The organism is Pseudomonas fluorescens, assembly GCF_900215245.1.
Classification (GTDB): domain Bacteria; phylum Pseudomonadota; class Gammaproteobacteria; order Pseudomonadales; family Pseudomonadaceae; genus Aquipseudomonas; species Aquipseudomonas fluorescens.
On record NZ_LT907842.1, the window covers coordinates 6,169,372 to 6,190,613 of the forward strand.

General features: G+C 59.6%; 18 protein-coding genes. 9 read left to right on the plus strand and 9 right to left on the minus strand.

Features of this window, described 5'->3' with window-relative positions:
- Nucleotides 1-26: 26 nt before the first annotated feature.
- The 6 genes from cysG to CPH89_RS28520 are packed head-to-tail and all read right to left on the minus strand — an operon-like array spanning nt 27 to nt 7,529.
- Nucleotides 27-1,421 (minus strand): siroheme synthase CysG, encoded by a 1,395-nt coding sequence (cysG, locus tag CPH89_RS28495; protein WP_053256821.1) that lies wholly within the window; start codon nt 1,419-1,421, stop codon nt 27-29.
- Nucleotides 1,422-2,702: a serine--tRNA ligase gene (gene serS, locus CPH89_RS28500; protein WP_053256822.1), complete on the minus strand. Its 1,281-nt coding sequence runs from the start codon at nt 2,700-2,702 to the stop codon at nt 1,422-1,424.
- Nucleotides 2,703-2,718: 16 nt separating this feature from the next.
- Nucleotides 2,719-3,093: a fluoride efflux transporter CrcB gene (gene crcB, locus CPH89_RS28505; protein WP_034098661.1), complete on the minus strand. Its 375-nt coding sequence runs from the start codon at nt 3,091-3,093 to the stop codon at nt 2,719-2,721.
- A complete protein-coding gene (locus tag CPH89_RS28510; protein WP_053256823.1) occupies nt 3,093-4,415 on the minus strand; it encodes a replication-associated recombination protein A in 1,323 nt (440 codons plus the stop codon). Before CPH89_RS28510 ends, crcB begins: the two co-directional genes overlap by 1 nt.
- Before the next feature lie 27 nt (nt 4,416-4,442).
- On the minus strand, nt 4,443-5,066 hold the full coding sequence (lolA, locus tag CPH89_RS28515) for an outer membrane lipoprotein periplasmic chaperone LolA (protein WP_053256824.1): 624 nt from the start codon (nt 5,064-5,066) through the stop codon (nt 4,443-4,445).
- Nucleotides 5,067-5,120: 54 nt separating this feature from the next.
- Nucleotides 5,121-7,529: a DNA translocase FtsK gene (locus CPH89_RS28520; RefSeq protein WP_053256825.1), complete on the minus strand. Its 2,409-nt coding sequence runs from the start codon at nt 7,527-7,529 to the stop codon at nt 5,121-5,123.
- A gap of 498 nt (nt 7,530-8,027) precedes the next feature.
- On the opposite strand from CPH89_RS28520, the gene aat reads away from it, so the two are divergent.
- The 3 genes from aat to infA all read left to right on the plus strand — a co-directional run bounded on the left by aat (nt 8,028) and on the right by infA (nt 9,791).
- Nucleotides 8,028-8,708 carry a leucyl/phenylalanyl-tRNA--protein transferase gene (gene aat / locus CPH89_RS28525; RefSeq protein ID WP_053256826.1) on the plus strand — a complete coding sequence of 227 codons (681 nt, stop codon included), beginning with the start codon at nt 8,028-8,030 and terminating at the stop codon, nt 8,706-8,708.
- A 56-nt stretch (nt 8,709-8,764) separates the two neighbouring features.
- Nucleotides 8,765-9,472, plus strand: a complete 708-nt coding sequence (locus tag CPH89_RS28530) for an arginyltransferase (protein ID WP_053256827.1) — start codon at nt 8,765-8,767, stop codon at nt 9,470-9,472.
- A gap of 100 nt (nt 9,473-9,572) precedes the next feature.
- Nucleotides 9,573-9,791: a translation initiation factor IF-1 gene (gene infA / locus CPH89_RS28535; RefSeq protein ID WP_002553999.1), complete on the plus strand. Its 219-nt coding sequence runs from the start codon at nt 9,573-9,575 to the stop codon at nt 9,789-9,791.
- A gap of 235 nt (nt 9,792-10,026) precedes the next feature.
- Here infA and clpA read toward each other — a convergent pair whose 3' ends face one another.
- Both clpA and clpS read right to left on the minus strand, forming a co-directional pair.
- The gene (gene clpA, locus CPH89_RS28540) at nt 10,027-12,297 is read right to left on the minus strand and encodes an ATP-dependent Clp protease ATP-binding subunit ClpA (RefSeq protein WP_053256828.1); all 2,271 of its coding nucleotides are present in this window, start codon (nt 12,295-12,297) and stop codon (nt 10,027-10,029) included.
- A gap of 29 nt (nt 12,298-12,326) precedes the next feature.
- Nucleotides 12,327-12,695, minus strand: a complete 369-nt coding sequence (clpS, locus tag CPH89_RS28545) for an ATP-dependent Clp protease adapter ClpS (RefSeq protein ID WP_053256829.1) — start codon at nt 12,693-12,695, stop codon at nt 12,327-12,329.
- Nucleotides 12,696-12,918: 223 nt separating this feature from the next.
- Here clpS and cspD point away from each other — a divergent pair, with 223 nt between their 5' ends.
- A complete protein-coding gene (gene cspD / locus CPH89_RS28550) occupies nt 12,919-13,200 on the plus strand; it encodes a cold shock domain-containing protein CspD (RefSeq protein ID WP_053256830.1) in 282 nt (93 codons plus the stop codon).
- 83 nt (nt 13,201-13,283) lie between these two features.
- Here the strand turns inward: cspD and icd are convergent, their stop codons facing one another.
- Nucleotides 13,284-14,540 (minus strand): NADP-dependent isocitrate dehydrogenase, encoded by a 1,257-nt coding sequence (icd, locus tag CPH89_RS28555; RefSeq protein WP_053256831.1) that lies wholly within the window; start codon nt 14,538-14,540, stop codon nt 13,284-13,286.
- Nucleotides 14,541-15,033: 493 nt separating this feature from the next.
- Here icd and CPH89_RS28560 point away from each other — a divergent pair, with 493 nt between their 5' ends.
- The 5 genes from CPH89_RS28560 (at nt 15,034) to purB (ending at nt 21,234) form a co-directional block, all read left to right on the plus strand.
- Complete coding sequence (locus CPH89_RS28560; protein ID WP_053256832.1) at nt 15,034-17,259, plus strand: NADP-dependent isocitrate dehydrogenase; 2,226 nt, start codon at nt 15,034-15,036, stop codon at nt 17,257-17,259.
- Between the two features lie 228 nt (nt 17,260-17,487).
- Entirely contained in the window at nt 17,488-17,934 is a 447-nt protein-coding gene (locus tag CPH89_RS28565) for an NUDIX hydrolase (RefSeq protein WP_053256833.1), read from the plus strand.
- A gap of 59 nt (nt 17,935-17,993) precedes the next feature.
- Nucleotides 17,994-19,118: a tRNA 2-thiouridine(34) synthase MnmA gene (mnmA, locus tag CPH89_RS28570; protein WP_053256834.1), complete on the plus strand. Its 1,125-nt coding sequence runs from the start codon at nt 17,994-17,996 to the stop codon at nt 19,116-19,118.
- Nucleotides 19,115-19,738, plus strand: a complete 624-nt coding sequence (gene hflD / locus CPH89_RS28575; RefSeq protein WP_016969254.1) for a high frequency lysogenization protein HflD — start codon at nt 19,115-19,117, stop codon at nt 19,736-19,738. The genes mnmA and hflD overlap by 4 nt, the downstream gene beginning before the upstream one ends.
- Nucleotides 19,739-19,863: 125 nt before the next feature.
- On the plus strand, nt 19,864-21,234 hold the full coding sequence (gene purB / locus CPH89_RS28580; RefSeq protein WP_053256835.1) for an adenylosuccinate lyase: 1,371 nt from the start codon (nt 19,864-19,866) through the stop codon (nt 21,232-21,234).
- The last annotated feature ends 8 nt before the right edge of the window (nt 21,235-21,242 follow it).

A 21,242-nucleotide genomic window follows, 5' to 3' on the forward strand; every position in this document is an offset into this window, starting at 1 on the left:
GGGCTTACCTGCGATGCGTTAAAGGATCAGACCTGGGATTGCGCGCCCTCAAACCACTTGAGCTTCTCGCGCAACACCACCACTTCACCGACGATGACCAAGGTCGGCGCGTGCACTTCATGCTCCGCCACCATGCGCGGCAAGTCCGCCAGGGTGCCGGTAAACACGCGCTGATTGGACGTGGTGCCCTGCTGGATCAACGCCGCCGGGGTATCCGCTGCGCGACCGTGCTTGATCAGTTGTTCGCAGATGATCGGCAAGCCAATCAACCCCATGTAGAACACCAGGGTCTGCGACGGCCCCACCAGATCCTGCCAAGGCAGGTCTGACGTCCCGTTCTTCAAATGCCCGGTGATAAACCGTACCGACTGGGCATAGTCACGGTGCGTCAGCGGAATCCCGGCATAAGCCGCGCAGCCACTGGCGGCGGTGATGCCCGGCACTACCTGGAACGGAATGCCATGGGCCGCCAGCTCCTCGATCTCTTCGCCACCACGACCAAAGATGAACGGATCGCCACCTTTGAGGCGCAGCACGCGCTTGCCTTGCTTGGCCAGGTCCACCAATTGCTGGTTGATCTGGTCTTGCGGCACGGCATGGTCGGCGCGACGTTTGCCGACGTAAATGCGCTCGGCATCACGGCGGCACAGTTCGAGAATCGCCGGAGCGACCAGACGGTCATACAGCACCACGTCGGCTTGCTGCATCAGGCGCAGGGCGCGGAAGGTCAGCAGGTCCGGATCACCCGGGCCTGCGCCCACCAAATAAACCTCGCCCGGCGCGTACGGTGGCGCGCCGTTGACCTTTTCAATCAGCAAGCGCTCAGCTTCATCGCCCTGCCCGGCCAACTGTCGGTCGGCGATCGGGCCCTGGAAAACCTCTTCCCAAAACGCACGACGCTGCTGAACGTCCGGGTACAAACCTTTGACCTGGGCACGGAAGCGCGCCGCCAACCCGGCCAACTGACCGTAAGTGGACGGAATCCAGGTTTCCAGCTTGGCCCGGATCAAGCGCGCCAGCACCGGCGCATCGCCGCCGCTGGACACTGCAATCACCAACGGCGAACGGTCGACAATCGCCGGGAAGATCACGCTGCACAAGGCTGGCGCGTCCACTACATTGACCGGCACGCAACGACGCTTGGCATCACTGGACACTTGCGCGTTCAGCGGCTCGTCGTCCGTCGCCGCGATAATCAGCACGCAACCATCAAGGTCGGGCTCCTGATAACCGCGCAAAATCAGTTCCCCGCCACTGCCCAGTACCAATTCACGCAACTGGTCTTCGATCTGGGGAGCAACCACCCGCAGCAACGCACCGGCGTCGGCCAGCAGCCGGGATTTGCGCAACGCAATCTCCCCGCCACCGACGACCAACACACGACTGCCGCGCAGGTTATGAAACAGCGGCAGAAATTCCATTTAGCCGATGACCTCAACGCCCGCCATGTAAGGCTTGAGCACCTCAGGCACACGGATCGAACCGTCAGCCTGCTGGTAGTTTTCCAGCACGGCTACCAGGGTGCGACCCACCGCCAGCCCCGAACCGTTGAGGGTGTGCACCAGTTCCGGCTTGCCGGTTTCCGGGTTACGGAAACGCGCCTGCATGCGACGGGCCTGGAAATCACCGCAGTTGGAGCACGACGAAATTTCGCGGTATTTGTCCTGGCTCGGCACCCACACTTCAAGGTCGTAGGTCTTCACGGCGCTGAAGCCCATGTCGCCGGTGCACAGCGCCAGCACGCGGTAAGGCAGCTCAAGCAGTTGCAGGACGCGCTCGGCGTTGGCAGTCAGGCCTTCCAGGGCTTCCATGGAGGTCGACGGCTCAACCACTTGCACCATCTCGACCTTGTCGAACTGGTGCTGGCGGATCATGCCGCGGGTGTCACGGCCCGACGCACCGGCTTCACTGCGAAAGCATGGGCTGTGAGCGACGAACTTGATCGGCAGCTGTTTGGCATCGAGGATCTCGCCGGCCACAATATTGGTCAGCGACACTTCGGCCGTCGGGATCAGGTACAAATCAGCTTCGCCATCACGGCTGATCTTGAACAGGTCTTCTTCGAATTTCGGCAACTGGCTGGTGCCCATCAGCGCCGGCGCCTGCACCAGATACGGGGTGTAGGCTTCTTCGTAGCCGTGTTCGCCGGTATGCAGGTTGATCATGAACTGCGCCAGGGCACGGTGCATGCGCGCAATCGGACCGCGCAGCAAGGCAAAACGCGCGCCGGACATCTTGGCGGCAGTTTCGAAATCCAGGCCACCGGTCAATTCGCCCAGGGCAACGTGGTCCTTGATCTCGAAATCAAAGGCTTTGGGTGTGCCCCAACGGCGCACTTCGACGTTGCCGTCTTCGTCTTCGCCAATCGGCACGGACTCGTGCGGCAGGTTGGGAATGCCCAGCAGGATCGAATCCAGCTCGCTCTGAATGCCTTCCAGCTCGACTTTGCCGTCGGACAGCTCGGTGCCCATGCGCTCGACGTCCGCCATCAACGGCGCAATGTCTTCGCCGCGCTGCTTGGCCTGACCGATGGATTTGGAACGCGCATTCCGCTCAGCCTGCAGTGCTTCGGTGCGGGTCTGGACGGTCTTGCGCTGTTCTTCCAGCGCTTCGATGCGCGCAACATCCAAGGCAAAGCCACGGGATGCCAGGCGGTCCGCTACGTCCTGAAGGTTGCTACGTAACAGTTTGGAATCGAGCATGTCGGTCTCTCGTTTATCAAAGTTTGGTCAAGGACAGGCCAGCCCAAGTGGCGAGCAGCCCGCCGAACACGCTGATGCCCAGGTAACCGAAGGCTACCAGGGCCTGCCCGCTTTCCAGCAGGCGCAACGTATCCAGTGAAAAGGATGAAAAGGTCGTCAGACCGCCTACAAAGCCGACAATCAAGCCGGCCCGAATTTCAATCGGCACTTCCGGGCGCAACAGGAACCACCCGTACAACAGCCCGATGATCAAGCAGCCCACCAGGTTGACCGCCAGGGTCGCCGCATAAAAATGCTTCGGCCAATTGGCGCTGACCCACGTTCCGGTGGCGAAACGCAATAATGTACCAGCGATGCCGGCTACGGACACGGCAAGAATCGTCTTGAGCACTACTTTCTCCGCTGTTTGGGGCTGAGGCGATCGAGTTGGGCGAGGTGATTGAGCTTTTCACCGATCTTCAGCTCCAGACCACGAGGGACCGGCTGGTAGAACGGCTGCGGCTCAAGCTCATCGGGGAAGTAATCTTCGCCGGCCGCGTAGGCGTCCGGCTCGTCATGGGCATAGCGATATTCATCACCGTAGCCCAGTTGTTTCATCAGTTTGGTCGGTGCGTTGCGCAGGTGCAGCGGCACTTCGAGCGAGCCATGTTCGGCGGCGGCGCGCAGGGCCGATTTGAAGCCCATGTACACCGCGTTGCTTTTCGGCGCGCAGGCCAGATACGTAATGGCCTGTGCAACGGCCAACTCGCCTTCCGGGCTGCCAAGGCGTTCCTGCACCTCCCAGGCGGCCAGGCACAGGCTCAACGCGCGCGGGTCGGCGTTGCCGATGTCTTCGCTGGCCATGCGCACCACGCGGCGCGCCAGGTACAGTGGGTCGCAACCACCGTCGATCATCCGCGCAAACCAGTACAGCGCGCCGTCGGGGTTGGAGCCGCGCACGGACTTGTGCAGCGCCGAGATCTGATCGTAGAAGGCTTCACCGCCCTTGTCGAAGCGGCGGCGGGTGTCGCCGAGCAGACTTTGCAGAAGGTCGACGCCGATCTCGTTGCCATCTTCGGCGAGGTCGGAGGCATTCTCCAACAGATTGAGAAAACGCCGGCCGTCGCCATCGGCGGCGCTCAGCAGAATCTTGAAGCCTTCGTCACTGAGACTGAGCTGACGCTTGCCCAAGCCCTTGTCTTCGCTCAAGGCGCGGTGCAACAGCTTTCGCATCGCCGCTTCGTCCAGGCTCTTGAGCACGTAGACGCGCGCCCGTGAGAGCAAAGCGTTATTGAGTTCAAACGAGGGGTTTTCAGTGGTCGCGCCGATAAAAATCAGCGTGCCGTCTTCGACATACGGCAAAAACGCATCCTGCTGGGACTTGTTGAAGCGGTGCACTTCATCGACGAACAGGATGGTGCGCTTGCCATATTGCCCGGCCTGCTGCTTGGCGACTTCCACCGCCTGGCGGATCTCCTTGACCCCGGCCAGCACCGCAGAAACCGTTTCGAAGTGTGCATCCGACACCTTTGCCAGCAGGCGCGCCAGGGTGGTTTTACCCACGCCCGGCGGCCCCCAGAAAATCATCGAGTGCAGCGCACCCTGCTCCAGGGCTTCGCGCAATGGCTTGCCGCGAGCGAGCAGGTGTTCTTGCCCGACGTACTCATCCAGGTTGGTCGAACGCAAGCGTGCGGCCAGGGGCTGAGCAATCGGGTCACTTCGAAACAGGTCCATGGGCAGCGATTGAAACCTCTAGGCAGGTTATTCCTGGATCACATCGGCACCCTTGGGGATGTCGAACTTGAACTTGGATGCCGGCACCGGCTGGTTGGCCTTGACCCCGGAGAACAGGATATCGGTGCGCTGGCCGACACTGTCGATCAGGCGCATGTTGTTGATCACGCCGTTGCCGAACGACAGGTTCAGGCTGTCAAACAGCGTGTCCTTGGATTTCGGCTTGAGGGTAAACTCGATAACGTTGCTGGTTTGCTTGGAGGTGATATCGAAACTGTCGTTGATTTTCGACACGTCGCCCGAGAGCAGCAGCGCCGGGGTCTGGTTCAGGCGCGGGTCCAGCTTCTTGATGGTCGCCTGCTCCAGGTCCGGGTCCCACAGCGTGACTTTCTGGCCATCGGAAACGATGGTCTGCTCGGACTTCCCTTCGGTGTGCCAGTAGAACAGCCCTGGGCGCTGCACGGCCATTTCACCCTCGGTTTGCTGCAGCTGGGTGCCACCGGCGTCCAGGGTCAGCTGAGAGAAGCGCGCGGTGAGGGTCTGGGATTTGTCCAACAGGTTCTTCAGGCTGGCTACGGAGGCCGGGTCGGCGTGGGCCGAAACAGCCGTCAGGGCCAGTGCCGGCAACAACAGCATGCGGATAAGACGCATGGGAGTCCTCATTGAGTCGTTAGGGCGAGCCGCGTGCTGCCACGCGGCATGTGATCAGTCGCGCATTTGCCCGGGGGCGATGACTTCACGCGAGCCGTTGGTGTTCATAGCAGTCACAACGCCAGCGTTTTCCATGGCTTCGATCATGCGGGCGGCGCGGTTGTAGCCGATTTTCAGTTTGCGCTGCACTGCGGAGATCGAAGCGCGGCGACTTTCGAGCACGAACGCCACGGCTTCGTCATACAGCGCGTCGGTTTCGGCATCGTCGTCGCCACCACCACTGCCGCCGTCGAAGCCGCTGCCGGCCTCTTCAACGCCCGCGAGGATATCGTCGTTGTATTCCGGTGCGCCGCGCAGCTTCCAGGCTTCCACCACGCGGTGTACTTCGTCATCGGACACAAAGGCGCCATGCACACGAATCGGCAGACTGGTGCCCGGCGGCATGTAAAGCATGTCACCGTGGCCAAGCAGTTGCTCGGCGCCGCCCTGGTCGATGATGGTCCGCGAGTCGATCTTGCTGGACACCTGGAACGCCATCCGCGTCGGGATGTTGGCCTTGATCAGACCCGTGATGACATCCACCGACGGACGCTGGGTGGCGAGAATCAAGTGAATACCGGCGGCACGCGCCTTCTGGGCGATACGGGCAATCAGTTCTTCAACCTTCTTGCCGACGATCATCATCATGTCGGCAAACTCATCGACCACCACCACGATGGTCGGCAGCTTGGTCAGCAGCGGCGCTTCGTCGTGAATGCTTTCGCGCTTGTACAGCGGGTCGGTCAGCGGTGTGCCGGCATCCTGGGCTTCCTTGACCTTGGCGTTGAAGCCGGACAGGTTACGCACGCCCATCTTCGCCATCAGCTTGTAGCGGCGCTCCATCTCGGCGACGCTCCAGCGCAGTGCGTTGGCGGCGTCCTTCATGTCGGTCACGACCGGGCACAACAGGTGCGGAATGCCTTCGTAGATCGACAGTTCCAACATCTTCGGGTCGATCATGATCAGCTTGGCGTCATCGGGGCCGGACTTGAACAGGATCGACAGAATCATCGCGTTCACACCCACCGACTTACCGGAACCCGTCGTACCGGCAACCAGCAAGTGCGGCATTTTGGCCAGGTCGGTAATCACCGGCTTGCCGCCGATGTCATGACCCAGCGCCAAGGTGACCGGCGATTTGAAGTTGTCGTATTCCGGGGTCGACAGCACTTCGGAGAAGCGCACGATCTGGCGGTCTTCGTTGGGAATCTCGATACCGACGGTGGTCTTGCCGGGAATCACTTCCACCACACGAACGCTGGTCACCGCCAGGGAACGCGCCAGGTCTTTCGCCAGGTTGGAAATACGGCTGACCTTGACGCCTGCGGCCGGCTGAATCTCGTAACGGGTAATGACCGGGCCTGGGTGGATCGAATCCACGGTGACTTCGACGCCGAATTCCTTGAGTTTGATTTCCAGCAGGTGGCCTACCGCCGCCAGCGACTCCGGAGAATAGTTGAGCTGTTTCTTTTCGGCCGGGTCGAGAATCGAGATCGGCGGCAAGGTGCCTTCGACGGCGCTGTCGACAAACAACGGCGCCTGTTTCTCTTTCTGCACGCGGGCACTGGGCTCGGGCGCCTTGGCCGGGGCCGGCGTAATCACTGGCGGCACCTGCTTCTCGCGGTCCGACATGTGCTTGCTCAGGGCCTGTTCGCGTTCGATCAGGCGTTCCTTGACCTTGGCTTGCTCACGTCGGTCCGGGGTGCTCGGCGCCACCACTTCGTTGACACGGGTATCGACCTCGCGCAGTTGCGCGACCATGCGCTTGCGATCAACCCGGGCCGACCACCAGCGGTTAGCGGCGCCCTGAAACAGTTCGAGCAGGTCGAGCGTGATCTTGCCGGTCACGTCCATCACCTTGAACCACGACAAGTCGGTGAACACGGTAAGGCCGAACAGGAACAGCGCGATAAACATCAAGGTGCTGCCCTGGATATTCAGGGTCTTGCGCGCCAGGTCGCCGAGGCTTTCGCCCAGCGCCCCGCCTGCCCCCGCCGGCAAGCCGGTGGGGGCGTGGAAATGGATATGCGCCAGCGCCGCGCCGGAGAGCACCAGGAACACCAGGCCGATCAGGCGCCAGGAGAACAGCCAGCCGCTCCACTGCCACGGTTCGTGACGCTGGCGGAAGATCTGCCAGGTCTTGATCGCCAGCAGCAGCGGGAAGATGTAGGCAAAGTAGCCGAGCACCATGAACAGAATATCGGCGCTGTAGGAACCGGCGGGGCCGCCGAAGTTCTGCACGTCTTCGATCTTGCTGTTGTGGCTCCAGCCCGGATCGTCCTTGCCATAGGTGAGCAAGGCCATCATCAGGAACAGGCACAGCGCGCCAATGGCGATCAGCGCACCTTCCTTGAGTCGGTAGTGCAGGTGCTGACGCCAGGCCGGCACGACTGCTGCTTTAGGTGTTGCGGCGGATTTCTTCAAAACGGGTCTTTTCCTGCGCCTTTAGCGCGTCCATCTATTGAATGACTGTAAATACTGCCCAATCCGAGCAGCTGAAAAATGAACGAGCGTCGTTGAATCTACTTTTTAACACCGGATGATGGATCGACGAAATGACGATCACGCCATAATGGCCGCATTGTACGGGTTTGCGTCGGCGATGCCACGTCCTTGCCCTTCACTCGGCGGCCTGGACAATTGAAGTGTCACAGCCTGTTCAATTTGAGCATGCATTGCCTTTGCTGACAAAGGCTTATGAGCTGTATTTAGCAAACCAGGCAAGCTTGGCCAATGGCCTCCACGGCACAGACCCGATTACGACCGCGCCCCAGGCATAGAGTTGCAGAAACACCCGCTCACGCTAATCCCACTCAATGCCCTATTCGGGCTGGCCCCACAGCGCTGCGTCGACAATAATCAGCACTCTTGCGGCAGGCGACTGACCTGCCACTCCCCTCCCCTTCCATAAGCCTGGATACCATGCTGACCTGGTTGCAACGCGATTCGCTGACTTTTCCGCCACTGGCCAAGGCCATGCGCGAACCCAATGGCTTGCTCGCCGCCGGTGGCGACCTGTCGGCCGAACGACTGGTCCAGGCCTATCGCCATGGCTGCTTTCCGTGGTTCTCAGAGGGCCAACCCATTCTCTGGTGGTCTCCGGACCCGCGCACGGTGATATTCCCCGACGAACTGCATGTTTCGCGCAGCCTCGGCAAATTATTGCGCCAGCAGCGGTATACCGTGACATTCGACCAGGACTTCGCTGCCGTCATCCAGGCGTGTGCCGCGCCGCGCAGCTATGCCGACGGCACGTGGATCACCGAAGGCATCCAGCACGCCTACCTGGAGCTGCACCAGCGTGGCTACGCGCACTCGGTGGAGGTTTGGGATCAAGGGCAGCTGGTCGGTGGCCTGTACGGCCTGGCAATGGGCCAACTATTTTTTGGCGAGTCCATGTTCAGCCGCGCCGACAATGCCTCCAAATTCGGCTTTGCCACACTCACCCGTCAGCTCCAGGCCTGGGGTTTTGTGCTGATCGACTGCCAGATGCCCAATGATCACCTGCACAGCCTTGGCGCCCGCGCCATACCGCGCACTGATTTCGCTGAGTTTCTGCGCAAGCATTTGGACCAACGCAGCTCTGGACCGTGGGTTTCCTAGGCGACTTCCTCGCACCTGGCTTACACTTATTTCAAAGCTTATCCCGAGGGTTGATCATGACCGAGCTGGCGCGCTTGAAGTTTTATGCCACTCAAGCTCACTCCTGTAGCTATCTGCCCGACGAGCAGGCAACGACGCTGTTCCTCGACCCCAGCCAGCCCATGGATGTGCATGTGTATGCCGACCTTTCAGAGATGGGTTTTCGGCGTAGCGGCGATCACCTGTACCGGCCGCATTGCCAGAACTGCAATGCCTGCGTACCGGCACGCATCCCGGTCGCGCAGTTTTTGCCGGACCGCAACCAGAAACGCATCCTCAAGCGCAATGCCGACCTGACAGTCACCGCCACCAAGCCACACTTCAGCGAAGAATATTTCGATCTTTACCAGCGCTACATCGAACAGCGTCATGCCGACGGCGACATGTTTCCGCCCAGCCGCGATCAGTTTTCGACATTCCTGGTGCGCGACCTGCCCTTCTGCCGCTTTTACGAATTCCGCCTCGACGGGCGCCTGCTCGCGGTCGCCGTGACCGACCTGCTGCCCAATGGCCTGTCGGCGGTGTACACCTTCTATGAACCCATGGAAGAACGTCGCAGCCTCGGGCGCTTCGCCATTCTCTGGCAAATCGGCGAAGCCTTGCGCCTGGAACTGGAAGCGGTGTACCTCGGATACTGGATCAAGAACTGCAAAAAGATGAACTACAAGACCCAATATCGGCCCATTGAGCTACTGATTAATCAAAGATGGGTAACGCTTAACTAGAACCCCTTGGCTTGAACACCCTTTTTCGGGCACAATGCACGCCGCTTTTGCCTGGCGCAGTTGCACCGGGCCATTCACTGGATACCGAGGGCTTTACTGCATGTCGAAAGAAGACAGCTTCGAAATGGAAGGCACTGTCGTCGACACCCTGCCCAACACCATGTTTCGTGTGGAGTTGGAAAATGGGCACGTCGTAACCGCGCATATCTCCGGCAAGATGCGCAAGAATTACATTCGTATTCTTACCGGTGACAAAGTGCGCGTCGAGCTGACGCCCTATGACTTGAGCAAAGGGCGCATCACTTACCGCGCTCGTTAATCAAGTCAATACAAGACGCCCGGTTATGCCGGGCGTTTTTGTGTGTGCGCTATTTGCCTGACACTGTAAACCCTGCGGGAGGGGAGGCTTGCTCCCGATAGCGGCGGGCCAGTCAATATATTCAGCGACTGACACACCGTCATCGGGAGCAAGCCCCTCCACATTTGATCTTCAGTGTTCAGGAGACAGCAAAAAGGCGCCTTTCGGCGCCTTTTTGCTGTGTTGCAGTCAGCTATCAGGCCATCTCGGCCGTGGTTTCGAACTCGAAGGTCAACTCGCCGTCCTTCAAGTCGATGTGCACCACACCGCCATGGTCGGAAAGCTCGCCGAACAGGATCTCTTCGGCCAGTGGCCGCTTGATCTTGTCCTGGATCAGACGCGCCATTGGGCGAGCGCCCATTGCCGAATCGTAGCCACCCTGCGCCAGCCAATTGCGCGCTGCGTCCGTCACGTCCAGCTGCACGCGCTTGTCTTCCAGCTGCGCCTGAAGCTCGGTAAGGAACTTGTCCACCACGCTTTTGATAACCTCATGGCTGAGGCGACCAAACTGGATAATGGTGTCCAGACGGTTGCGGAATTCCGGCGTGAAGCTCTTCTTGATCACTTCCATCGCATCCGAAGAGTGATCCTGATGCGTAAAGCCGATAGAGGCTCGCGCAGCGGTTTCAGCACCGGCGTTGGTGGTCATTATCACGATGACGTTGCGGAAGTCCGCCTTGCGCCCGTTGTTGTCGGTCAGGGTCCCGTGGTCCATGACCTGCAGTAGCAGGTTGAAGACTTCCGGGTGGGCCTTCTCGATTTCATCGAGCAGCAATACGCAATGCGGCTGCTTGGTGATCGCTTCGGTCAGCAGACCGCCCTGATCGAACCCGACATAGCCTGGAGGCGCACCGATCAGGCGCGACACGGTGTGGCGCTCCATGTATTCGGACATGTCGAAGCGCACCAGCTCGATCCCCATGGCCTTGGCCAACTGCCGCGCCGCTTCGGTCTTGCCGACGCCGGTAGGGCCTGCAAACAGGAACGAACCGACCGGCTTGTCCGGCGACTTGAGGCCCGCACGCGACAACTTGATCGCCGTGGACAGCGCGTCGATGGCCGCATCCTGTCCGAACACGGTCAGCTTGAGGTCACGCTCCAGATTACGCAGCAGCTCCTTGTCGGAACTGTTGACGTGCTTAGGCGGAATCCGCGCGATCTTCGCCACGATGTCCTCGACTTGAGGCACGTCGATGCGCTTCACGCGTTTCTCGACCGGCTGCAGGCGCTGGTAGGCCCCTGCTTCGTCGATCACGTCGATCGCCTTGTCCGGCATGTGGCGATCATTGATGTAGCGCGACGCCAGCTCAGCGGCCGCGCGCAACGCTTCATCGGTGTACTCGATGCCATGGTGCGCCTCAAAACGCCCCTTGAGCCCGCGCAGGATGCCGATGGTGTCTTCAACCGAAGGCTCGGAGACGTCGACTTTCTGGAAACGACGCGCCAGGGCACGGTCTTTTTCGAAGATCCCGCGAAATTCCTGGAACGTGGTCGAGCCAATGCAGCGGATATCACCCGACGACAACAACGGCTTCAGTAGATTCGAGGCATCCATCACCCCACCGGATGCCGCGCCGGCACCAATGATGGTGTGGATCTCGTCGATAAACAGGATCGCTTGCGGGCGTTTTTTCAGCTCACCGAGCAGCGCCTTGAAGCGCTTCTCGAAATCGCCACGGTACTTGGTCCCGGCGAGCAACGCCCCGAGATCAAGGGAGTAGACGACGCTGTTGGCCAGCAAGTCAGGCACCTGGTTATCAACAATGCGCTTGGCCAGGCCTTCGGCGATTGCGGTTTTACCCACGCCCGCCTCACCCACCAGCAACGGATTGTTCTTGCGACGACGAGCGAGGATCTGCGCTACACGCTCGACCTCAAGCTCACGCCCCACCAGCGGATCGATCCGCCCCTGGCGCGCCAGTTCGTTAAGGTTGCTGGCATAGGCATCCAGTGGATTGCCCGAAGAGGAAGACTCACCACCCTCGTCATCCTGCATATCCTGCTCACCCTCGGAATGATCGCCGTGCCCTGGCACTTTGGAGATACCGTGGGCGATGTAGTTGACGACATCAATACGGGCAACGCTCTGCTGTTTAAGCAGGAACACTGCCTGACTTTCCTGTTCGCTGAAAATCGCCACAAGCACGTTGGCGCCTGTGACTTCACGCTTACCGGAGCTCTGTACGTGGAACACAGCACGCTGCAATACCCGCTGAAAGCCCAGCGTCGGCTGAGTCTCACGGTCCTCGTCATGCACGGGGATCAGTGGCGTGGTGGAGTCGATAAACTCCTGCAGGTCATGCTTGAGTTTGTCGAGGTTGGCGCCGCACGCACGCAGAACGGTGGCGGCAGCTTCGTTATCCAAAAGTGCCAGCAGCAGGTGTTCGACGGTCATGAATTCATGACGCTTCGAACGAGCCTCCTTGAAGGCAAGATTGAGGGTGACTTCGAGCTCGCGGTTTAACATAGCTTCACCTCATACCCAAGTGGTCGGAGTTAACCGTCCTTCTCGATTTCACAGAGTAGCGGATGCTGGCTTTCCCTGGCGTACTGGTTGACCTGCATGGCCTTTGTCTCGGCGATGTCGCGGGTAAACACTCCACATACTGCCCGTCCTTCTGTGTGAACGGCCAGCATTACCTTGGTCGCCAACTCGCGGTTCAGGTTAAAAAACACCTCGAGCACTTCGACCACGAAATCCATCGGTGTGTAGTCATCATTGAACAAAACCACCTTGTACATCGGCGGCGCCTGTAGAGCAGGCTTAGCCTCCTGAACAGCAATGCCTGCAGAACCGTCGTCATCGTGTTCCTGATCCGGGCGATCCTGATTGAATGTTAGTCGAATCTGGCTGATTGCATGCATGGAAAGAAAGGTTCGTCAGTGGTTCAAATACAGTGGTGGGGGCGACCTGCCGGAATTTCAACTCTGACTATACGGTCGCCTTGACTATCGGCGAAACGGTGTTACAACCAATAGAGCCCACAGTGGGTAAAAAAGGTCCGCGCAGTCAACCTTATTTATTCGGGTTAGGACGGATAAACTGGATGATACTCCAGTGATGGAGTCTGGTGCAGAGGGATATGGTATGTCTGGCGTCAAGATCAATGGCAAGGTCAAATGGTTCAATAATGCCAAAGGGTACGGGTTCATTAACGCGGAAGGGAAACCCGACGAAGATCTTTTTGCGCATTACTCGGCAATTACCATGGATGGATACAAGACGCTGAAAGCAGGCCAAGCAGTCAGTTTTGAAACGATCGAAGGACCGAAAGGACTGCACGCAGTGAACATCGATACAGTGAACGCCGTAGTACACGAAAAACCCGCAACCCCAGCTGCTAAAAAAGAAAAGAAAGTCGTGGCCTGATCCGCCACTGAACCAGCAGGTTGCAATAAAAAACCGGCCATCTCAAACCATTAGAGATGGCCGGTTTTTTTATTGCCCGCTGTTTACATGTGTGAGATCAGCGCATCGCCGAAGCCCGAAGACGACACCAGCTTGGCGCCCTCCATCAAGCGCTCGAAGTCATAGGTCACGGTCTTGGCCGAAATAGCGCCATTGGTGCCCTTGATAATCAAGTCAGCCGCCTCCGTCCACCCCATGTGCCGCAGCATCATTTCCGCCGACAGAATCAATGAACCGGGGTTGACCTGGTCTTTGCCTGCGTATTTTGGCGCCGTGCCGTGGGTGGCTTCAAACATCGCCACGGTGTCCGAGAGGTTGGCCCCCGGGGCAATCCCGATGCCGCCCACTTCCGCCGCCAAGGCGTCGGAGAGGTAGTCGCCGTTCAGGTTGAGGGTCGCGATTACATCGTATTCGGCCGGACGCAACAGGATCTGCTGGAGCATTGCATCGGCAATCGCATCCTTGACCACCACATTCTTGCCGGTTTTCGGGTTTTTGAACTGCATCCACGGGCCGCCGTCGAGCAGTGTCGCCCCGAACTCTTCAGCCGCCACCTCGTAGGCCCACTCCTTGAAGGCACCTTCGGTGAACTTCATGATGTTGCCCTTGTGCACGATCGTCAGCGAGTCGCGGTCGTTATCCACGACATACTGCAGGGCTTTGCGCGCCAGACGCTTGGTACCTTCCAGGGACACTGGCTTGATGCCAATGCCGCAATCCTGATCGAAACGAATCTTGGTGACGCCCATCTCTTCCTTCAGGAACTTGATCACCTTGATCGCTTCCGGCGAACCGGCCTTCCACTCGATGCCGGCGTAAATATCCTCGGAGTTCTCACGAAAGATGGTCATGTCGACATCGCCAGGCTTCTTGACCGGGCTGGGCACGCCTTCGAACCAACGCACCGGGCGCAGACACACATACAGGTCGAGCTGTTGACGCAGGGCCACGTTCAACGAACGAATGCCGCCGCCAACCGGCGTGGTCAGCGGACCCTTGATGGAAACCACGTAATCTCTGACCGCATCCAGGGTTTCCTGGGGCAGCCAGGTGTCCTGGTCGTAAACTTGAGTCGCCTTCTCGCCCGCATAAACCTCCATCCAGGAGATTTTGCGCTTGCCGCCATAAGCCTTTTCAACAGCTGCGTCGACCACCTTGATCATCACCGGGCTGATGTCGACGCCAATACCGTCGCCTTCTATATAAGGGATGATCGGTTGGTCAGGAACATTGAGAGAATGGTCTGCATTGACGGTGATTTTGTCGCCGACTGCCGGAACCTGAATCTTCTTGTATCCCATGCTGAACTCCATCTATGGATTGAACATCTGGCTGCGTTCGAGCCTACTCCAGATAAATGGCGACTGAAACCTCGCGCCATGCTCATTTGCATCGAAAACAGCATATTTGGCCGCCTACAAGCCTGAAAGCAAAGGCAAAATCGCCAATCTTGAGCACATCGTGCGACTTTGGTCGCAGTCTGGGCCCTGCGACCTTTAGACCAATGGACGACTCACCTTTTGTATGAAGGCTCGGCGTAAGCATAGCGACCTATGTATAATGCCGCCGCTGACCCAAGAGTCACGACAGCTGACCGCTCTAGACAGTAGCCTTCAGCCAGAAAGCAGGACTATTACAATAGTCCACCCGCTTGACGCTCGACTGATGCAACCCAACATCACCGCGAAGAAACCTCGACATTTCGCTCATGGATGACTTTGAACGAACGCGCTCCACCCGGCGCATCTCGAGTTTCTGCGCACGCTTTCAGCAAAGAAGAGAGTTAATCCGAATATGCCCACCCGCTCGAAGATCATCTACACCTTCACCGACGAAGCCCCAGCCCTCGCCACCTATTCACTGCTGCCTATCGTAGAGGCCTTCACCGCTTCCGCTGATATTGCTGTGGAAACCCGCGACATCTCCCTCGCCGCGCGCATCCTCGCAAGCTTCCCCGAGCAACTGGGTACCCAGGCTATCCCGGACCACCTCGCCGAACTGGGCGACCTGGCCGTTACACCTGAAGCCAACATCATCAAGCTGCCTAACATCAGCGCCTCGACCCCTCAGCTGCAAGCTGCGATCAAGGAACTGCAGGCCCAGGGCTACGCCCTGCCGGACTACCCGGAAACCGTAACCACCGACGCGGAAAAAGAAACCCGTGCACGTTACGACAAGGTCAAGGGCAGCGCCGTGAACCCGGTCCTGCGCGAAGGCAACTCCGACCGCCGCGCACCGCTGTCGGTCAAGAACTACGCCCGCAAGCACCCGCACAAAATGGGCGCCTGGGCTGCGGACTCCAAATCGCACGTCGCTCACATGAGCAACGGCGACTTCTACGGCAGCGAAAAAGCCGTACAGATCGAAGCCGCTGACGCTGTGAAGATCGAGCTGGTCGCCAAAGACGGCACCGCGACCGTTCTGAAAGAGAAGACCTCGGTACAAGCCGGCGAAATCATCGACACGGCCGTGCTGAGCAAGAAAGCCCTGCGCAGCTTCATCGCCGCTGAAATCGAAGACGCCAAGAAACAAGGCGTGCTGCTGTCGGTTCACCTGAAAGCCACCATGATGAAGGTTTCCGACCCGATCATGTTCGGCCAGATTGTTGCCGAGTTCTATAAAGATGCCCTGGCCAAGCACGCTGCCGTGCTGGAGCAGATCGGCTTCAACCTGAACAACGGCATCGGCGACCTGTACGCTCGCATCAAGGCATTGCCTGCCGATCAGCAAGCGCAGATCGAAGCTGACATTCAGGCGGTCTACGCCGCTCGCCCTTCCCTGGCGATGGTCAACTCCGACAAAGGCATCACCAACCTGCACGTGCCGAGCGACGTGATCGTCGACGCCTCGATGCCGGCCATGATCCGTGACTCCGGCAAAATGTGGGGCACCGACGGCCAGCTGCACGACACCAAGGCGGTGATCCCGGATCGCTGCTACGCCACCATCTACCAAGCCGTCATCGAAGACTGCAAGGCGCATGGCGCTTTCGACCCAACCACCATGGGCAGCGTGCCAAACGTTGGCCTGATGGCGAAGAAAGCCGAAGAGTACGGCTCCCACGACAAGACCTTCCAGATCAAGGCTGACGGCGTCGTCCGCGTCACCGACAGCAAGGGCACCCTGCTGATGGAACAGGCTGTTGAAGCCGGCGACATCTTCCGCATGTGCCAGACCAAAGACGCGCCGATCCAGGACTGGGTCAAACTGGCCGTCAACCGTGCCCGCGCCAGCAACACCCCAGCGATTTTCTGGCTGGACCCACAGCGCGCGCACGACGGCGTCGTGGTTGAGAAAGTTCAGGCTTACCTGAAAGACCACAACACCGAAGGCCTGGACATCCGCATCATGTCGCCGGTCGACGCGATGAAGTTCACCCTGGAGCGTACCCGCAAGGGCCAGGACACCATCTCGGTGACCGGCAACGTACTGCGCGACTACCTGACTGACCTGTTCCCGATCATGGAACTGGGCACCAGCGCCAAGATGCTGTCGATCGTACCGCTGATGAACGGTGGCGGCCTGTTCGAAACCGGCGCCGGCGGTTCGGCTCCAAAGCACGTGCAACAGCTGGTGGAAGAGAACTTCCTGCGCTGGGATTCCCTGGGCGAGTTCCTGGCCCTGGCCGCTTCCCTTGAGCATTTGGGTGTGACTTACAACAACCCGAAAGCCCTGGTGCTGTCCAAGACCCTGGACCAGGCCACCGGCCAGTTCCTCGACAACAACAAGTCGCCATCGCGCAAAGTCGGCAACATCGACAACCGCGGCAGCCACTTCTACCTGGCGCTGTACTGGGCTCAAGCCCTGGCCGCCCAGACCGAAGACACTGCACTGCAAGCGCAGTTCGGCGAACTGGCTAAAACCCTGAGCGGAAACGAGGCGACGATCGTTGCCGAGCTGAACGCCGTACAGGGCAAGCCAGTGGACATCGGCGGCTACTACGCGCCGAACCCGGAGCTGACCAGCAAAGCCATGCGCCCAAGCACCACCCTCAACGCGGCCATTGCCAAGTTGAAGTAAGGTTGTAAGGATGCAAAGAAGCCCCGGCCCCGCGCCGGGGTTTCTGTTTCAGCACACTGCGGTTTTGCAGAACACACCGAATCAACATGTGGGAGCCGGCTTGCTCGCGAATGCGCTGTGCCAGTCACCTGATGCATATCTGACCCATTGCATTCGCGAGCAAGCCCGCTCCCACACTGACTGCAACCCCGCCCAAAGACCGCACCGCATCATGAATCGAGGTTTTGAATGACCTGGCAACCCCACATCACCGTCGCCACCCTCGTCGAAGACAACGGCCGCTTCCTGATGGTCGAAGAACTCAAGGGCGGGCGCGCCGTGCTCAACCAGCCCGCCGGCCACCTGGACCCGAACGAAACCCTGACCGAAGCCGCCGTACGCGAGACCCTCGAAGAAACCGGTTGGGACGTCGAAGCCACCGGCATTGTCGGCATTTACCTGTACACCGCGCCCAGCAATGGTGTGACCTACCAGCGCGTGTGCTTCACCGCCAAGGCCCTCAAACACCACCCGGAGTATCAACTGGACGACGGCATCATCCGCGCCCGCTGGCTCACCCGTGACGAGCTGATGGCCGTGCGCGACGACTGGCGCAGCGAGCTGATCATCCGCTGTATCGATGATTATTTGGCCGGCCAGCGCCACAGTCTCGAATTGATCCGCCCTTCTCTTTAGCCTTGAGGGCTTGGGCCTGATAGAATCGCGTCCTTTTTCAAGACACCCGTTGAAACCCTATGCGTGATCCAGCCCCTTCTGACACACAAAAGAAGCGCGTCATCGTCGGCATGTCCGGCGGCGTGGATTCTTCCGTTTCCGCCGTTCTGCTCATGGAGCAGGGTTATGAGGTGGAAGGCCTGTTCATGAAGAACTGGGAAGAAGACGATGGAACGGAATATTGCACCGCCATGGACGACCTGGCGGACGCCCAGGCCGTGTGCGACAAGATCGGCATCAAGCTGCACACTGCCAACTTCGCAGCCGAGTACTGGGACAACGTGTTCGAGCACTTCCTGGCCGAATACAGGGCAGGTCGCACGCCGAACCCGGACATCCTGTGTAACCGCGAAATCAAGTTCAAGGCGTTCCTCGACTACGCCATGATCCTTGGCGCCGACCTGATCGCCACAGGCCACTACGTGCGCCGTCGCGACATCGAGGGTCACACCGAACTGCTTAAAGGCCTGGACCCGAACAAGGACCAGAGCTACTTCCTGCATGCCGTCGGCGGCGAACAGATCGCCAAGACCCTGTTCCCGGTCGGCGAGCTGGAAAAACCCGAAGTGCGCAGGATTGCCGAGAAACACGGCCTGGCCACCGCCAAGAAAAAGGACTCCACTGGGATCTGCTTTATCGGTGAGCGCCGTTTCAGTGATTTCCTCAAGCAGTACCTGCCGGCACAACCGGGCGAGATCAAGACGACGGAAGGCGACGTCATCGGCCGTCACCATGGCCTGATGTACCACACCATCGGTCAGCGCCAGGGCCTGGGTATCGGCGGCTTGAAAGACGCCGGCGAAGAGCCGTGGTACGTGCTGATCAAGGATCTGGAGCACAACGTGCTGATCGTCGGCCAGGGCAATGAACACCCACTGCTGTTCTCCGGCGCCCTGCTCGCTTCGGAGATCTATTGGGTCAACCCTGTCGACCTGAGCACTCCGCGCCGCCTGACCGCCAAAGTGCGCTATCGCCAGAGTGATCAGCCCTGCACCCTGGAAAAAACCGCCACCGGCTATCGTGCCACCTTTGATGACCCGCAACGCGCGGTCACCCCAGGCCAGTCCGTGGTGTTCTATGACGGCGAAATTTGCCTGGGCGGCGGCGTGATTGAAGTCGCCGAGCCCTGGAGCAACCCGGCATGAGCCCGACCCAGGAGCAATTGACGGCGCTTGGCGGGGTTTTCCTCGCTGCCGTGCTGGTCGACAAGATCGCCAAGACCGGCCAGGTCACCGAAGCCGGCCTGACCTGCATGCTCGGCAGCTTGCTGATCCGCGATCCCAAGGACACCCTGGAAGTCTATGGCGGTGACGATTTGGCGCTGCGCGAAGGTTATCGCGCGCTGATCGGCGCGCTGGAGCGCGACCCGAGCACCTTGCAGCGCGAGCCATTGCGCTATGCGCTGTCGATGCTCGGCCTTGAACGCCAACTGGCCAAACGCGAAGACATGCTGGAAACCATCGGCAAACGCCTGCCGCAGATTCAGTCCCAGGTGGAACACTTCGGCCCGGCCCACGAAAACGTGATTGCCGCTTGCGGCGCGCTGTATCAGGACACCTTGAGCACCTTGCGCCAGCGAATCCAGGTACACGGCGACATGCGCAACCTGCAGCAACCCAATAACGCCTCGAAAATCCGCGCCCTGCTCCTGGCCGGTATTCGCTCGGCACGGTTGTGGCGGCAGTTGGGCGGCCATCGCTGGCAACTGGTGATCAGTCGTCGCAAATTGCTCAAAGAGCTTTACCCGTTGATGCGCAACGAATAAGTCGCACCGACAGGCCATTTTCAAGCCGTTACGCGTAATACGCCGGTCAGTTGGCAACGGACCGGCGGATTTTTTCATGTATGATACGCGCCCCATTTCGTTGCCCGACTGTCCGAGAACACCCCATGCAGCTCTCTTCGCTCACTGCGGTTTCCCCTGTTGACGGCCGCTACGCCGGCAAAACCCAGGCCCTGCGCCCTATTTTCAGCGAATACGGCTTGATCCGTGCTCGTGTTCTGGTTGAAGTGCGCTGGCTCCAGCGCCTGGCCGCTCACCCCGCCATCAGCGAAGTGCCGGCGTTTTCCGCCGAAGCCAACGCTGTACTGAACACCCTGGCGGAAAACTTCTCTCTGAAGCACGCCGAGCGTGTGAAAGAGATCGAGCGCACCACCAACCACGACGTTAAAGCCATTGAGTACCTGCTCAAAGAGCAAGCAGCCAAGCTGCCGGAACTGGCCCAGGTCAGCGAGTTCATCCACTTTGCCTGCACCAGCGAGGACATCAACAACCTGTCCCACGCCCTGATGCTGCGCGAAGGCCGTGATGACGTGATGCTGCCGCTGATGCGCCAGACCGCCAACGCCATCCGCGAACTGGCCATCCGTTTCGCCGACGTGCCGATGCTGTCGCGCACCCATGGTCAGCCGGCCTCGCCGACCACCCTGGGCAAAGAGCTGGCGAACGTGGTGTACCGCCTTGAGCGCCAGATCGCTCAAGTCGCCGCCGTGCCACTGCTGGGCAAGATCAACGGTGCCGTAGGCAACTACAACGCGCACCTGTCGGCCTACCCTGAAATCGACTGGGAAGAAAACGCCCGCGCCTTCATCGAAGACGAGCTGGGCCTGGGTTTCAACCCGTACACCACTCAGATCGAACCGCACGACTACATCGCCGAACTGTTCGACGCCATTGCGCGCTTCAACACCATCCTGATCGACTTCGATCGCGATATCTGGGGCTACATCTCTCTGGGCTACTTCAAGCAGCGCACCATTGCCGGTGAAATCGGCTCGTCGACCATGCCGCACAAGGTCAACCCGATCGACTTCGAAAACTCCGAAGGCAACCTCGGTATCGCCAACGCGCTGTTCCAGCACCTGGCCAGCAAGTTGCCGATTTCCCGCTGGCAGCGCGACCTGACCGACTCCACCGTACTGCGCAACCTCGGCGTAGGCTTCGCCCACAGCGTGATCGCGTACGAAGCCAGCCTCAAAGGCATCAGCAAACTGGAACTCAACGCGCAGAAAATCGCCGCTGACCTGGATGCCTGCTGGGAAGTATTGGCCGAGCCGATCCAGACCGTGATGCGCCGCTACAACATCGAAAACCCTTACGAAAAGCTCAAAGAGTTGACGCGCGGCAAGGGCATCACTGCCGACGCGCTGCAAACTTTCATCGACGGCCTGGACATGCCAGCCGCCGCCAAGGCCGAGCTGAAATTGCTCACCCCGGCCAACTACATCGGCAATGCGGTGGCCCAAGCCAAGCGCATCTGATTTAGCGC

Coding starts and splice junctions, on each gene's coding strand:
- cysG (WP_053256821.1), bottom strand. CDS start 1,421: ATGGAATTTCTGCCGCTGTTTCATAACCTGCGCGGCAGTCGTGTGTTG.
- serS (WP_053256822.1), bottom strand. CDS start 2,702: ATGCTCGATTCCAAACTGTTACGTAGCAACCTTCAGGACGTAGCGGAC.
- CPH89_RS28510 (WP_053256823.1), bottom strand. CDS start 4,415: ATGGACCTGTTTCGAAGTGACCCGATTGCTCAGCCCCTGGCCGCACGC.
- lolA (WP_053256824.1), bottom strand. CDS start 5,066: ATGCGTCTTATCCGCATGCTGTTGTTGCCGGCACTGGCCCTGACGGCT.
- aat (WP_053256826.1), top strand. CDS start 8,028: ATGCTGACCTGGTTGCAACGCGATTCGCTGACTTTTCCGCCACTGGCC.
- CPH89_RS28530 (WP_053256827.1), top strand. CDS start 8,765: ATGACCGAGCTGGCGCGCTTGAAGTTTTATGCCACTCAAGCTCACTCC.
- infA (WP_002553999.1), top strand. CDS start 9,573: ATGTCGAAAGAAGACAGCTTCGAAATGGAAGGCACTGTCGTCGACACC.
- clpA (WP_053256828.1), bottom strand. CDS start 12,297: ATGTTAAACCGCGAGCTCGAAGTCACCCTCAATCTTGCCTTCAAGGAG.
- clpS (WP_053256829.1), bottom strand. CDS start 12,695: ATGCATGCAATCAGCCAGATTCGACTAACATTCAATCAGGATCGCCCG.
- cspD (WP_053256830.1), top strand. CDS start 12,919: ATGTCTGGCGTCAAGATCAATGGCAAGGTCAAATGGTTCAATAATGCC.
- icd (WP_053256831.1), bottom strand. CDS start 14,540: ATGGGATACAAGAAGATTCAGGTTCCGGCAGTCGGCGACAAAATCACC.
- CPH89_RS28560 (WP_053256832.1), top strand. CDS start 15,034: ATGCCCACCCGCTCGAAGATCATCTACACCTTCACCGACGAAGCCCCA.
- CPH89_RS28565 (WP_053256833.1), top strand. CDS start 17,488: ATGACCTGGCAACCCCACATCACCGTCGCCACCCTCGTCGAAGACAAC.
- mnmA (WP_053256834.1), top strand. CDS start 17,994: ATGCGTGATCCAGCCCCTTCTGACACACAAAAGAAGCGCGTCATCGTC.
- hflD (WP_016969254.1), top strand. CDS start 19,115: ATGAGCCCGACCCAGGAGCAATTGACGGCGCTTGGCGGGGTTTTCCTC.
- purB (WP_053256835.1), top strand. CDS start 19,864: ATGCAGCTCTCTTCGCTCACTGCGGTTTCCCCTGTTGACGGCCGCTAC.